This window comes from Pseudomonas sp. SWRI68, from assembly GCF_014269165.1.
In the GTDB taxonomy this organism is placed as follows: domain Bacteria; phylum Pseudomonadota; class Gammaproteobacteria; order Pseudomonadales; family Pseudomonadaceae; genus Aquipseudomonas; species Aquipseudomonas capeferrum.
The window spans coordinates 274742-287514 of sequence record NZ_JABWRU010000002.1; the positions used below are offsets into that span (position 1 = coordinate 274742).

Consider the following 12773-nt stretch of genomic DNA (forward strand, 5'->3'; position numbering starts at 1 on the left):
GCTAGAATACGTCGTCGTTCCGATCCGCCTGAGGCGCACCTGTACCTGTCATGAACATCGAAGCCGTCCATCAACAACTGGCCGCCTGCCGTGACTGCGCTTTTCACGAGGCATGCCTGTGAGTCGCGCGGTCATCCTGCCCCCGCTGTTGATCGCCCTGATGCCGTTGGCTGCGCAAGCGCTTGACGTGCGCATCGACCCTCATGCCGACCTGCTCTACCGCCAGGCCCTGCCGCTGCTGGAACAGGCCGACAGCCAAGATGACAGCGCCAGTTCACTGCGCACTGCCCTGGGCAGCGACCCGGAACTCACCCGTCAGGGCCAGGCCCTTGCCCACACGTTGCCTACCGCCGTGGCACTGCTGAAAAAGTCAGTGGCGCTGGGCCACCCGGTGGCGCAGTACCGGCTGGCGCTCTACTACATGACCTATTTGCCCGCCGGGCAGATCCCCGACGCGGCCTGCCCTTTGCTGGTAGCCAGCCTCAAGCAAGGCTTCGCGGCTCCGGCACCGGCCATCGCCACCTGGTGCCCGCCCTACAACGCCAGCGTGGAGTATCGCGCTGCACTGGAGGCGATCCCGAGCATGGCCACCCAGTACGCCCCCTACTACCCGCAACCTGCCACGCGACTGGCCTGTAGCCGCAGCCAGCCGCAGGGCCTGGAAATGCAGTGGGGGCGTCAGCGCGACTACCAGGCCGAGGTGTACCGGCTGCTGGCAGACCTGGACTCGCAACAGCGTCAGACCTTGCTGCAGAAGGCCGTGGACATCAACGGGTGCGTGACAGCGCAACACGGATTGGCCAGCCATCGCTAACGCCCTTGAGCCCGAACAGGGCCCAAACCAGCAAGATCGTTCAAGCCATCGCCATTACCACTCTGGCATGCTGCGCAACCGAGTACACGCGTTGCAGCCACCATGCCCCACAGCCCACACATTGCCCGCCAAGCCTTTCTGCGTGGCGCCATCGCCATCCTCCCGCTGTCCCTGGCCGTGGCCCCCTGGGGCCTTTTGGCCGGGTCCATGGCCATTGAAGCCAACCTCAGTGCCTGGGAAGGCCAAGGCCTGTCGGCTATCGTCTTTGCCGGTGCCGCGCAACTGGTGGCGATTGGCATGCTCAAGGGCGGCGCCAACCTGGCGTCGATCCTGCTCACCACCTTGCTGCTGACCTCGCAGCACCTGTTGTACGGCCTGTCCATGCGCCCCGTGCTGTCGAACCAGCCACTGCGCTGGCGGTTGGGCCTGGGCTTTTTGCTGACCGACGAATTCTTTGCCCTGACCAGCCATTACGACCAGCAACAGTTCAACCGCTGGTACGCGCTGGGCGTGGGCCTGACCTTCTATGTCGCCTGGAACCTGTTCACCCTGGCCGGCATCGTGCTTGGCCAGAACATTCCGCACCTCGACCAGTTGGGCCTGGACTTTTCCATTGTCGCCACCTTCGTCGCCCTGATCGCGCCCCTGGTGCGCAACCTCGCAACGGTAGTGTGTGTGGCCGTTTCGCTGTTCTGCTCGGTGCTGTTCAGTGCCTGGCACTGGGAAACCGCCTTGGTGGCGGCAGGCCTGCTCGGCATGAGCGCCGGTTTCGTTTGCCAGAAGTGCTTTGGAGGCCGTGCATGACCTGGTTACTGATATTCGCCATGGGCGCCATCGTGTTCCTCAACCGCTATGCGTTTCTCGAACCGCGCCTGCCTTTGCGCCTGAGCTCCAACGCCCGGCAGTTTCTCGGGTTTGCGGTGCCGGGCATGCTCACCGCCATCTGCGGGCCGATCATCTTCATGCCTGACCATCACCTGAACCTGAGCCTGCTCAACCCGTATCTGCTGGGCTCAGTGGTGGCCGTCGCCCTGGTGCTGTTGACCCGCAGCGTGTTGCTGAGCATGCTGGTGAGCATGTTGATCTTCTTCCTCCTGCGCAGCTGGCTGGCATGACCACGCCCCTGCGTGAACAGACACACCTGTGGCAGGCGCCGGCGCTGGGCGACGTCGAGATGCTGCACGCGCGGTACTTTCAGCAACGCTTCGCCCCGCACGTGCACGAAGGCTATGTGTTCACCGTGATCGAGTCCGGCGCCCAGCGCTTCTGGCATCGTGGCAGCGAGCACCTGGCCCCGGTCGGCAGCATGGTGCTGATCAACCCCGACGAGCTGCACACCGGCGCCACTGCCCATGAAGCCGGTTGGCGCTATCGCGGCTTCTACCCAGAACATGAACGGGTCACCGGCGTGCTGGAGGAGCTGGAGCTCGGCCGGCACGGCATGCCCAGCTTCAAGGACAGTGTGATCCAGGACCCGGCCCTGGCGCTGGCCTTCAGCCAGCTGCACCAGCTGTCCAAATCGGCTGCCAGTGCGCTGGAGCAGCAGACCGCCTGGCGCCATGCCGTGCTGGCCTTGGTGCAACGCCACGGGCAGTGCGCCGAGCCATCAGCACCCGGCCTCGAGCCCCTGGCGGTGGCGCGTGCGCGCGAATTGCTGGAGAGCCAATTGGCCGACCCGCCCTCGCTTGAAGCCCTGGCGGCTGCGGTCAACCTGTCGCCCTTCCACTTCGCCCGGGTGTTTCGCCAGGCCACCGGTTTGCCGCCGCATGCCTGGCTCAAGCAAAGGCGCCTGGCCCGAGCCCGGGAATTCTTGAAAAGCGGCCTGGCGGCGTCCGAGGTGGCATTCAGCCTGGGCTTCGCTGACCAAAGCCACCTGAGCCGGCAGTTCAAGCAGGCCTATGGCGTGACGCCGGGGGCCTATCGACAGGCCTGCCTGCACAGCTAGGCAGGCCGCAGAACTGGCCGGGCAAACGGGTCAGGCACTGCTACACTGACAGGGCTGAATTGGAGGATCCTGCCATGTCCGAAAGAGAGCTCACCACCCTCATATCGCTGATGAACCAGCGTCAGGCCTGCCTGAGCAGTGCTTGCAAGGAGATCGCCGACTGGATCGACCGGCAGGGCGATGTGCCCGTCGCCGGCAAGATTCGCGCGAGCCTCAAGGCCCTGGAGGCCGACGAAGCCCAGGTACGCAAGACCTTGACCTCGCTGACCCTGGACAGGCCGCTGCCACGCTTTCGCAGCTGAATGAACTGGGGCCGCTATGCGGCCCCCGGTATTTCAGTGGTTCATGTGCATGTGGTCATGCCCACCGCCAGCCTCGGCGTTGAGCGGGCGCACCGGCGCCTGCACCTGCAGCGTTTGCTTGCCACCCTTGGCGTCTTCGATGAGCAGGGTCAGAGGCACCTGTTCACCCTCCTTCACCTGCTGCTTCAAGCCCATCAGCATGACGTGCAAGCCATTTGGGTCCAGGGTTACCGCCTTGCCAGCCGGCAACTCGACCGCCTTGACCTCACGCATGCCCATCACATCACCGTTCATGGTCATTTCATGCACCTGCACGGTCTTGGCCACTGGCGACTCGACCCCTACCAGCTTGCTGTCGCTGCTGGCAGTCAAGGTCATGAAGGCACCGGTGGACTGCTGGTGCGGCACGCTGGCACGGACCCAGGCATCACTCACGGTGGTCTCGGCCAACGCTGGCAGGGCAAGCCCCAGCAGGGCGATGGCGGCCAGGCCGCGCTTGAACGGTTGCAGTGAAACAGCCATTAGCAAATCTCCATCAGGGTGACCAGGTCTTCGGCGCATTCCTTGGCGTTCAGGGAATGGCCCAGGCTCAGGCGCAGAGTGCCACGTGTGTCGTAGACGTAGCTGGTGGACGAATGAGAGATGGTGTAGGTGTCACCGGCCGGGACCTTCTCGTAGAACACCTTGAATTCCTTGGCCACCTCGGCGATTTCCTCAGGGGTACCGGTCAGGGCGGTGAACGACGGGTCGAACGCCTTGACGTAGGCATCGAGCACTTCCGGGGTGTCGCGCTCCGGGTCCAGGGTGATGAACACCACCTGGAACAGGTCACGGTCACGGCCCTTGAGCATTTGCCTGATTTGCGCCGCGCGCGCCAGCGTGGTCGGGCAGACCGCCGGGCACTGGGTGAAGCCGAAGAAGATCATCGGCATGCTGCCGTAGAAGCTCGACAGGGTACGCGGGTTGCCTTGGGGGTCCTTGAGGTTGAACTTGCGCCCAAGGATTTCGTTGCTCATGTTCTTGCCGTACTTGAACTCGAGACCCCGGGCCGGGCTGCAGCCGGCCAGCAGGCCAAGCCCGAGAACGCCCATCCCAGCGACAACCGCGCGCCGGGTATACAGATCATTCATGGAACCATCCTTTACAGGCCATCCTTCACAGGAAAGGTGCCGACCCAGGGAGGGGCCGGTCGAAAAACCGGGGCATTCTTACATGACACCCCAAGTGCTTCTACCCGATGAAGGCGGTGTTGGCCTGCAGCCCTTTGAATACGGGCTGCGGCCTGTTGTCGCAGGGGTTGAATCCGTAACAGTTTGTTGCTAAGGACGCGTACTCGTCAGTAGTACGCGTTTTCCTTCTGGGTGTGGTCAGTCACGTCACGCACACCTTTGAGCTCGGGAATGCGCTCGAGCAGGGTGCGCTCGATGCCTTCCTTCAACGTCACGTCAGCCTGGCCGCAGCCTTGGCAACCGCCGCCGAACTGCAGCACGGCAATGCCGTCGTCGACCACGTCCACCAGGCTCACCTGGCCGCCATGGCTGGCCAGACCGGGGTTGATCTCGGTCTGCAGGTAGTAGTTGATACGCTCGTTGATCGGGCTGTCCTCGTTGACCATCGGCACCTTGGCGTTTGGCGCCTTGATTGTCAGCTGGCCGCCCATGCGGTCGGTGGCGTAGTCGACCAGCGCGTCTTCAAGGAAGGGCACGCTGACCGCATCGAGGTAAGCGGTGAAGCTCTTCAGACCCACGGCGGTGTCGTCGGGCTTCTCTTCGCCCGGCTTGCAGTAGGCAATGCACGTCTCTGCGTACTGGGTGCCTGGCTGGGTGATGAAAATGCGAATGCCGATGCCGGGCGTATTCTGCTTGGAGAGCAGATCGGCCAGGTAATCATGGGCGGCGTCGGTAATGGTTATAGCGCTCATGTAAGTTCCTCACAGACTTGCGGCCAAGTGTACGCCAACCTGGCCCCGGCACAAAGTCCTAGTATTTGACTCGGGAAAGCACGTAAGCCGGGGCCTGCCCCCGTGGGGCCGCCAGCCAGGCCTGCATTCGCCGGTACAAGCCACGCTCCAGCCACTGGTAGCTGAACCAGGACATTAGTCCAATGGACGGCACGCACAGGGCAAACACCAGATACGGGTTCAAGTGCAGCCGCTGGCTGGCAAACCAGCCGGCATATAGCACCAGCACGTGGATCAGGTACACCGAATACGAGCAGTCGCCCAGTGCCTTGAGCACCTGGTTACCCTTGAAGCAAGGTTCCAGGGCAATGAAGGCCAGCACCACCAAGGCGCTGGGCACGCCCCAGTGCAACAGACGCTGGGAAGCGTCCAGGTGATAGAGGGCGTACCCCGCCACCCCGAGCAACGCCAGCGGCATCCACACGCCCTCGCGAATCAGGCCCCGGCGATACAGCACACCCAGGCCGATGCCGAGCAGGAATTCATAGATGATGTCGTTGTTGTAGAAATGGCTGAGCACGCCCAGCCGGCCCAGCACTTCACTGACCAGCAACAGCGCCGCGCTCACCAGCCACAGGTGATGGCGCTGGCGCACCAGGAACGCCAGGCCGAACAGCAGGTAGAAGAACATTTCGAAATTCAGCGTCCAGCCCACGTTCAAGGTCGGGTAGAGCCCGTACCCCCCTGGGTTTTCCGCTGGCACGAACAGCAACGACAGCAACAGGTGCTGCCAGTCGAACTGCTGGTGCGGCATCCAGCGGCTGGCCGCCAGCAGCAGGCCCGCCATGAGCAAGCTGTAGAACCAATACGCCGGCACGATGCGCAGCACCCGGTTGAGCAGGAACTGACGCGGTTCGATGGTTTTGTCACGGGTCGACAGGTAGATCACCAGCCCACTGATGACGAAGAAGATATCGACGCCTACGGCGCCCCGGTCGGTAAGCAGTTGGCCGATCGGGCCGCTGGCGTGGAAGTCGAAGAAAATCTGCATGAAATGGTGGCAAACCACCACCCAGGCGGCGAACGCCCGCAGTGCCTGAAGCGAATACAGCATGGAATACCCTGCGATTGCCGGTGCATTGAGGCCGGTGACCGAGCGCAGAGGGGGCAATACCCGCGAAAGGCTGCCCAGCAGCCCCCCCTGCAGTCGATCAGGACCACCCACCGTTTCCGACCGCAGCTACCCCGGAAAGGTCAGGCCAACCGATCAGAGGTTCTCGTAGCGGTTCATGTCCAGCACACCCGCTTCCACCGGCTGGGTCTCCTTGATGTAGCTGTTCAGGTCATGGAAGTACTGCCAGAACTGCGGATGGCTACGGCGCACACCCCAGCGCATGACGATGCGCTCGAACTTGCTCGGGTCATCACGCGCATACTCCATGTCTTCGACAAATTCCGGCACATCCTGGGTCGGTATGTTGAAGATGAAATTCGGGTAGCTGCTGAGTACGCCCGGGTACAAGGTCAGTGTGTCCAGCCCTGGCTGATAGCGGGAAGCCTCGCCCAGCAGGAAGGCGACGTTGCTGTGCGCACGGTTGCGCAGCAGGCTGTACACCTGGCGCTGACCGCCCTGCCCTTCGATGCGCAGCATGCTTGCCTCAGGCAGCTGGTTGATGACCTTGAGCCCCGCCGCCGGGCGCGACACCAGGCGGCTGAGCGACTGCTCGGCATTGCGGAACTCTTCGCTCATTTGCGGCCGTGAGCAGTAGGCACCCTGGCACCGGTTGATCGGGTCGGGCGCCGCATTCAGGCTGCCGGTGCGCTGCAACAGCTTGAGGCCGAAGTCGCGCTTGGGGTTGCCAGGGTCGAGCTTGATGCCGCTCGGGGTATCGGTATCGATGTCTTCATAGTCGAGCCACATCTTCACTTTGCCGCTGGTCTGGTACCAGTCGCTGAGGATCGCACCGCGCTGATCGGCCGGCATCAGGCGCAAGAAATTGACCTCGGCACCGTTGCGGATCAGGTCGAAGTACAGGCGTGTCTGCAACTGGTGCGAGACGTTGCCGAACACATCGAAGTTGACCGCCAACTGGTAATAGGTGCGCTCCAGCAACGGGTAGTCGAACAGCCACACCGTGAGCGGCACATCGCCGACCAGGCCTTTGCTCACCGAGGCGCTGTCGAAGTGGCGGAAAATGCTCAGCAGCGCATTGTCGTTACCCGCCCACAACGTCGACCAGCCCGGCGCCGGCATTTCGGCATAGGCTTCGCGGCGCAGTTTTTCGTACTCGTTGCGCTTGTCGCGGTAGGCGTGCCAGAGGCTCAGCACACTGCCCACGTCATCGATCTGCCCCGGCATGGCCAGCAACGGGGTGGCGGCGCCGCGGTACTGGGCATCGGTGATGTAGCGATCATGGGCCGGCTCCTGGAACAGCGCCCAGAAGTTGTCGCGAATCACGTCGGTCGCAATCTGCCCACGGCACACCGGGCCGCGGATGAAGGTGCGCACGAAGTACTCGGCGTTGTCCAGCATGAACTGGTAGCGCGCCACCGCCGGGATCGCCTCGAAGGTCTCGAACGGGTTGGCCCGATGACGCGGGCCATAGCCGGGCAGCGCCGCAGCGTGCCAGTCACCGGCGTAAAACAGTTGCTTCACCCGCTTGAGCTTTTGTGGGCCCATTGGGTAGGTGATGTGCGTCTTGTGCACGATCACGCCTTGCACCGGAATCAGCCGGTAATAGAAGTCGGTGCCCGGTGGATCGTTGGGGCGACGGGTAGCGATCAGGTCGACCGGCTGGCCGCTGGGCGTGCGCGAACGCACCCATTGGAAGAAGTGGCCCTGCTCCCCGCCAACGAAGTAGATGTGCGCAAGGAACAGGTGCTCGTAAAGCCAACGCCCGACCAGGGCTTCGGTGGAGCCCGGGCGGTTGAGCAGCTCTTCCCAGTCGGCAATCTGCCTGGCCTCGGCCGGGTTCGGCTGGACCGGCTGGTACTCTACCGGCGCCCCCGTGGCCAGCCAGCGTTGCAGCGTGCTGTACTCCTGGTCGGTCAGGCCGGTGACCGCCAGCGGCATGCCTTCCCTGGGGTGCGCGCCGGCGTAGGCGTCGAACTCATGGGGCAACGGGCACATGTTGTTGCGGCTGATCCCCAGGACGATGTCCTCGGGCAACTTGGCATTGGGCGTGAGCGGTGTCTTGTGCCCAAGTTCGAGCATGCGCGCCATCAGCGCCGCCTGGCTGCCCTGGCTGTCGAGCACCGAGTAGAAGCCCTTCTTGCGCCACTCGCCCTCGCTGTGGGCGTCGTAGAACAGCCGCGTGGTGGGCACCGCCTTGCTTCGGTCGCCCTGGTACACCGGTACCTTGGTGGCCCCGCGCACGGCCCCTTCGGGGCTTTCCAGCTTGAGCTGGCAGGCCGCATCGTTACAAGCGTGGCAGGCCACGCATTTCTCGGTGAAGATCGGCTGAATGTCCCGGGTGTAGGAAATGGCCGGACTCGACTGGGGGGCTTGCCCGAACGCCACGCCGCTGATGAGCAAGGCGAAGACGCCGGCAAGAATACGTTGCAGCATGTGCGAAAAGTCCTGGTTCCTGAAAGCCATCACGATTGCCTGGTCGCGCCTGGGTGCTTGTGCGCCAACATGAGCAAAATTCATGCAAATGGGCGATGCGCCTAAAAACCGCGCAGCTTTGTTATGATTCGGCACCTTCTGATATCGCCCGACCAGGTAGTTCCTATGTCCGACCGCAGCGCTCGTCTCCAAGCACTCCAGCACGCACTCAAAGAGCGCATCCTGATCCTCGACGGCGGCATGGGTACTATGATCCAAAGTTATCGCCTCGAGGAACACGACTATCGTGGCACGCGCTTTGCCGATTGGCCAAGCGATGTAAAGGGTAACAACGATCTGTTGCTGCTCAGCCGCCCCGATGTCATCGCCGCCATCGAAAAAGCCTACCTGGATGCTGGCGCCGATATTCTCGAAACCAACACCTTCAACGCCACGCAGATTTCCCAGGCCGACTACGCCATGGAGTCGCTGGTTTACGAGCTGAACGTCGAAGGCGCGCGCATCGCCCGCCAGGTCGCCGATGCCAAGACCCTGGAGACGCCCGACAAACCGCGCTTCGTCGCCGGCGTGCTTGGCCCGACCAGCCGCACCTGCTCGATTTCCCCGGACGTCAACGACCCCAGCTACCGCAACGTCACCTTCGACGAGCTGGTGGAAAACTACGTCGAGGCCACCCGCGGCCTGATCGAGGGCGGTGCCGACCTGATCCTGATCGAAACCATTTTCGATACCCTGAACGCCAAGGCGGCGATCTTCGCCGTGCAGCAGGTGTTCGAGGATGACCAGGTCGAATTGCCGATCATGATCTCCGGCACCATCACCGACGCCTCCGGCCGGACCTTGTCCGGGCAGACCACCGAAGCCTTCTGGAACTCGGTGCGCCATGCCAAGCCGATTTCCGTGGGCCTGAACTGCGCCCTGGGCGCCAAGGACCTGCGCCCGTACCTGGAAGAGTTGTCGACCAAGGCCGACACCCATGTCTCGGCGCACCCCAACGCCGGCCTGCCCAACGCCTTCGGCGAGTACGACGAAACCCCGGCCGAGATGGCCGCAGTGGTTGAGGAGTTCGCCGCCAGCGGCTTCCTCAACATCATCGGCGGCTGCTGCGGCACCACCCCGGGCCACATCCAGGCCATCGCCGAAGCCGTGGCCAAGTACAAACCTCGCGAGATCCCGGAAATCGCCAAGGCCTGCCGCCTGTCGGGCCTGGAACCGTTCACCATCGATCGTGAGTCGCTGTTCGTCAACGTTGGCGAGCGCACCAACATCACCGGCTCGGCCAAGTTCGCCCGGCTGATCCGTGAAGAGAACTACACCGAAGCCCTGGAAGTGGCCCTGCAGCAGGTCGAGGCCGGCGCCCAGGTGATCGATATCAACATGGACGAAGGGATGCTCGACTCCCAGGCCGCCATGGTCCGCTTCCTCAACATGATCGCGGGTGAGCCGGATATCTCCCGGGTACCGATCATGATCGACTCCTCCAAATGGGAAGTGATCGAGGCGGGCCTGAAGTGCATCCAAGGCAAGGGCATCGTCAACTCGATCTCCATGAAAGAAGGCGTCGAGCAGTTCAAGCACCACGCCCGCCTGTGCAAACGCTACGGCGCCGCCGTGGTGGTGATGGCCTTCGACGAGGTCGGCCAGGCCGACACCGCCGCGCGCAAGAAAGAAATCTGCAAGCGCAGCTACGACATCCTGGTCAACGAAGTGGGCTTCCCGCCGGAAGACATCATCTTCGACCCGAACATCTTCGCCGTCGCCACCGGCATCGAAGAGCACAACAACTATGCCGTCGACTTCATCGAAGCCTGCGCCTACATCCGTGACCACCTGCCGCACGCGCTGAGCTCGGGCGGGGTGTCCAACGTGTCGTTCTCGTTCCGCGGCAACAACCCGGTGCGTGAAGCGATCCACTCGGTGTTCCTGTTCCACGCCATCCGCAACGGCCTGACCATGGGTATCGTCAACGCCGGCCAGTTGGAGATCTACGACGAGATCCCGGCCGACCTGCGCAACAAGGTCGAGGACGTGGTGCTCAACCGCACCCCGGAAGGCACCGATGCACTGCTGGCCATTGCCGACGACTACAAAGGCGGCGGCGCCACCAAGGAAGTCGAGAACGAGGCCTGGCGCTCACTGCCGGTCGGCAAGCGCCTGGAACACGCCCTGGTCAAAGGCATCACTGCGCACATCGTCGAAGACACCGAAGAATGCCGCCAGCAATGCGCGCGGCCCATCGAGGTCATCGAAGGCCCGCTGATGAGCGGCATGAACGTGGTCGGCGACCTGTTCGGTGCCGGCAAGATGTTCCTGCCCCAGGTGGTCAAGTCGGCACGCGTGATGAAGCAGGCCGTAGCCCACCTGATCCCGTTCATCGAAGCCGAAAAAGGCGACAAGCCCGAGGCCAAGGGCAAAATCTTGATGGCCACGGTCAAGGGCGACGTGCACGACATCGGCAAGAACATCGTCGGCGTGGTCCTGGGCTGTAACGGCTACGACATCGTCGACCTCGGCGTGATGGTGCCGGCAGAGAAGATTCTGCAAACCGCACGCGACGAGAAATGCGACATCATCGGCCTGTCCGGCCTGATTACCCCGTCGCTGGACGAGATGGTCCACGTTGCCCGCGAAATGCAGCGCCAGGGCTTCAACCTGCCGCTGATGATCGGTGGTGCAACCACGTCCAAGGCGCACACGGCCGTGAAGATCGAGCCCAAGTACAGCAACGACGCGGTGATCTACGTCACCGACGCTTCGCGCGCCGTCGGCGTAGCGACCCAGCTGCTGTCCAAGGAGCTCAAACCCGGCTTCGTCGAAAAGACCCGCCTGGACTACGTCGATGTCCGCGAGCGCACGGCCAACCGCAGTGCCCGTACCGAGCGCCTGAGCTACGCCAAGGCGATTGCCGCCAAGCCGCAATACGACTGGGCCGGCTACCAGCCCGCAGTGCCCTCCTTCACCGGCGTCAAGGTGCTGCAGGACATCGACCTGCGGACCCTGGCCGAGTACATCGACTGGACCCCCTTCTTCATCTCCTGGGACCTGGCCGGCAAGTTCCCGCGCATCCTCACCGACGAAGTGGTCGGCGAAGCGGCCACAGCGCTGTACAAAGATGCCCGCGAGATGCTCGACAAGTTGATCGACGAGAAGCTGATCAGTGCCCGCGCAGTGTTCGGCTTCTGGCCGGCCAATCAGGTCGCCGATGACGATATCGAGGTGTATGGCGACGACGGCCAGCCGCTGGCGACCCTGCACCACCTACGCCAGCAGACCATCAAGCCCGACGGCAAGCCGAACTGGTCGTTGGCCGACTTCGTCGCGCCGAAGGGCAGCGGTGTCACCGACTACGTCGGCGGCTTCATCACCACCGCCGGCATCGGCGCCGAGGAAGTGGCCAAGGCGTATCAGGACAAGGGCGACGACTACAGCTCGATCATGGTCAAGGCCTTGGCCGACCGCCTGGCCGAAGCCTGCGCCGAGTGGCTGCACGAACAGGTGCGTAAAGAGCACTGGGGTTACGCCCGTGACGAACACCTGGACAACGAGGCGTTGATCAAGGAGCAGTACAGCGGCATCCGCCCTGCCCCAGGCTACCCGGCCTGCCCGGACCACACCGAGAAAGAAACCTTGTTCCGCCTGCTCGATGGCACGGCCATTGGCGAGACCGGCGCAAGCGGCGTGTTCCTGACCGAACACTTCGCGATGTTCCCGGCGGCGGCGGTCAGTGGCTGGTATTTTGCCCACCCACAGGCGCAGTACTTTGCCGTGGGCAAGGTAGACAAGGACCAGATCGAGCGCTACAGCGCGCGCAAGGGCCAGGAAGTGAGCGTGAGCGAGCGTTGGTTGGCACCTAACCTCGGGTACGACAACTAAGACTCTGCTGGCCCTTTCGCGGGTTCAACCGCGAAAGGGCCAGCAAAGCCAACTACCCTGGCATTGCCTACACTGTCCCTGATTGCCTCCGAAACCCAGGAGCCACCATGGACGACTCAAGCCAAGGCAAGCCCCCCACCTTCTGGCAAATGCTGCACAGCATCCTCGCCGCCGCCTTCGGCGTGCAAAGCGGCAAGAACCGCGCGCGCGACTTCACCCACGGCAAGGCCAGCCACTTCATTGCCATGGGCACGGTGTTCACCCTGCTGTTCATTCTGCTGCTGATCGGGTTGGTGCAACTGGCCATGCACCTGACGGCACGCTGACGTTCAGCCTGAATGAAAACGCCTGCGGGCATCCACCCCGCAGGC

12 protein-coding genes are annotated in these 12773 nt (G+C 63.3%); 7 read left to right on the plus strand and 5 right to left on the minus strand.

Annotated elements, in window-relative coordinates:
• The first annotated feature begins 112 nt into the window (after positions 1-112).
• The 5 genes from HU770_RS04855 to HU770_RS04875 all read left to right on the plus strand — a co-directional run bounded on the left by HU770_RS04855 (position 113) and on the right by HU770_RS04875 (position 3061).
• Positions 113-814 (plus strand): hypothetical protein, encoded by a 702-nt coding sequence (locus tag HU770_RS04855; RefSeq protein ID WP_033699001.1) that lies wholly within the window; start codon positions 113-115, stop codon positions 812-814.
• Between the two features lie 102 nt (positions 815-916).
• Positions 917-1618, plus strand: a complete 702-nt coding sequence (locus tag HU770_RS04860; RefSeq protein ID WP_186663174.1) for an AzlC family ABC transporter permease — start codon at positions 917-919, stop codon at positions 1616-1618.
• Positions 1615-1929: an AzlD domain-containing protein gene (locus HU770_RS04865; protein WP_047581077.1), complete on the plus strand. Its 315-nt coding sequence runs from the start codon at positions 1615-1617 to the stop codon at positions 1927-1929. The genes HU770_RS04860 and HU770_RS04865 overlap by 4 nt, the downstream gene beginning before the upstream one ends.
• Positions 1926-2759, plus strand: a complete 834-nt coding sequence (locus HU770_RS04870; protein WP_186663175.1) for an AraC family transcriptional regulator — start codon at positions 1926-1928, stop codon at positions 2757-2759. The genes HU770_RS04865 and HU770_RS04870 overlap by 4 nt, the downstream gene beginning before the upstream one ends.
• 74 nt (positions 2760-2833) lie before the next feature.
• On the plus strand, positions 2834-3061 hold the full coding sequence (locus HU770_RS04875; RefSeq protein ID WP_033699008.1) for a hypothetical protein: 228 nt from the start codon (positions 2834-2836) through the stop codon (positions 3059-3061).
• A gap of 33 nt (positions 3062-3094) precedes the next feature.
• Here HU770_RS04875 and HU770_RS04880 read toward each other — a convergent pair whose 3' ends face one another.
• The 5 genes from HU770_RS04880 to HU770_RS04900 form a co-directional block, all read right to left on the minus strand.
• Positions 3095-3583, minus strand: a complete 489-nt coding sequence (locus tag HU770_RS04880) for a copper chaperone PCu(A)C (RefSeq protein ID WP_186663176.1) — start codon at positions 3581-3583, stop codon at positions 3095-3097.
• Positions 3583-4191, minus strand: coding sequence for an SCO family protein (locus HU770_RS04885; RefSeq protein ID WP_033699010.1), 609 nt, complete (start codon positions 4189-4191; stop codon positions 3583-3585). The genes HU770_RS04880 and HU770_RS04885 overlap by 1 nt, the downstream gene beginning before the upstream one ends.
• 206 nt (positions 4192-4397) lie before the next feature.
• A complete protein-coding gene (nfuA, locus tag HU770_RS04890; protein ID WP_012271640.1) occupies positions 4398-4982 on the minus strand; it encodes a Fe-S biogenesis protein NfuA in 585 nt (194 codons plus the stop codon).
• A gap of 58 nt (positions 4983-5040) precedes the next feature.
• Entirely contained in the window at positions 5041-6075 is a 1035-nt protein-coding gene (locus tag HU770_RS04895; RefSeq protein WP_033699011.1) for an acyltransferase, read from the minus strand.
• Between the two features lie 153 nt (positions 6076-6228).
• Positions 6229-8529, minus strand: a complete 2301-nt coding sequence (locus HU770_RS04900; RefSeq protein ID WP_047581147.1) for a fatty acid cis/trans isomerase — start codon at positions 8527-8529, stop codon at positions 6229-6231.
• Positions 8530-8694: 165 nt separating this feature from the next.
• Here HU770_RS04900 and metH point away from each other — a divergent pair, with 165 nt between their 5' ends.
• Positions 8695-12402 (plus strand): methionine synthase, encoded by a 3708-nt coding sequence (gene metH, locus HU770_RS04905; protein WP_186663177.1) that lies wholly within the window; start codon positions 8695-8697, stop codon positions 12400-12402.
• Positions 12403-12509: 107 nt separating this feature from the next.
• Positions 12510-12728, plus strand: coding sequence for a DUF2970 domain-containing protein (locus HU770_RS04910; RefSeq protein ID WP_033699015.1), 219 nt, complete (start codon positions 12510-12512; stop codon positions 12726-12728).
• The last annotated feature ends 45 nt before the right edge of the window (positions 12729-12773 follow it).

Excerpts from the sequence above, each read along its gene's own strand:
- HU770_RS04855 (WP_033699001.1), top strand. The coding sequence starts at position 113 with ATGCCTGTGAGTCGCGCGGTCATCCTGCCCCCGCTGTTGATCGCCCTG.
- HU770_RS04860 (WP_186663174.1), top strand. The coding sequence starts at position 917 with ATGCCCCACAGCCCACACATTGCCCGCCAAGCCTTTCTGCGTGGCGCC.
- HU770_RS04865 (WP_047581077.1), top strand. The coding sequence starts at position 1,615 with ATGACCTGGTTACTGATATTCGCCATGGGCGCCATCGTGTTCCTCAAC.
- HU770_RS04870 (WP_186663175.1), top strand. The coding sequence starts at position 1,926 with ATGACCACGCCCCTGCGTGAACAGACACACCTGTGGCAGGCGCCGGCG.
- HU770_RS04875 (WP_033699008.1), top strand. The coding sequence starts at position 2,834 with ATGTCCGAAAGAGAGCTCACCACCCTCATATCGCTGATGAACCAGCGT.
- HU770_RS04880 (WP_186663176.1), bottom strand. The coding sequence starts at position 3,583 with ATGGCTGTTTCACTGCAACCGTTCAAGCGCGGCCTGGCCGCCATCGCC.
- HU770_RS04885 (WP_033699010.1), bottom strand. The coding sequence starts at position 4,191 with ATGAATGATCTGTATACCCGGCGCGCGGTTGTCGCTGGGATGGGCGTT.
- nfuA (WP_012271640.1), bottom strand. The coding sequence starts at position 4,982 with ATGAGCGCTATAACCATTACCGACGCCGCCCATGATTACCTGGCCGAT.
- HU770_RS04895 (WP_033699011.1), bottom strand. The coding sequence starts at position 6,075 with ATGCTGTATTCGCTTCAGGCACTGCGGGCGTTCGCCGCCTGGGTGGTG.
- HU770_RS04900 (WP_047581147.1), bottom strand. The coding sequence starts at position 8,529 with ATGCTGCAACGTATTCTTGCCGGCGTCTTCGCCTTGCTCATCAGCGGC.
- metH (WP_186663177.1), top strand. The coding sequence starts at position 8,695 with ATGTCCGACCGCAGCGCTCGTCTCCAAGCACTCCAGCACGCACTCAAA.
- HU770_RS04910 (WP_033699015.1), top strand. The coding sequence starts at position 12,510 with ATGGACGACTCAAGCCAAGGCAAGCCCCCCACCTTCTGGCAAATGCTG.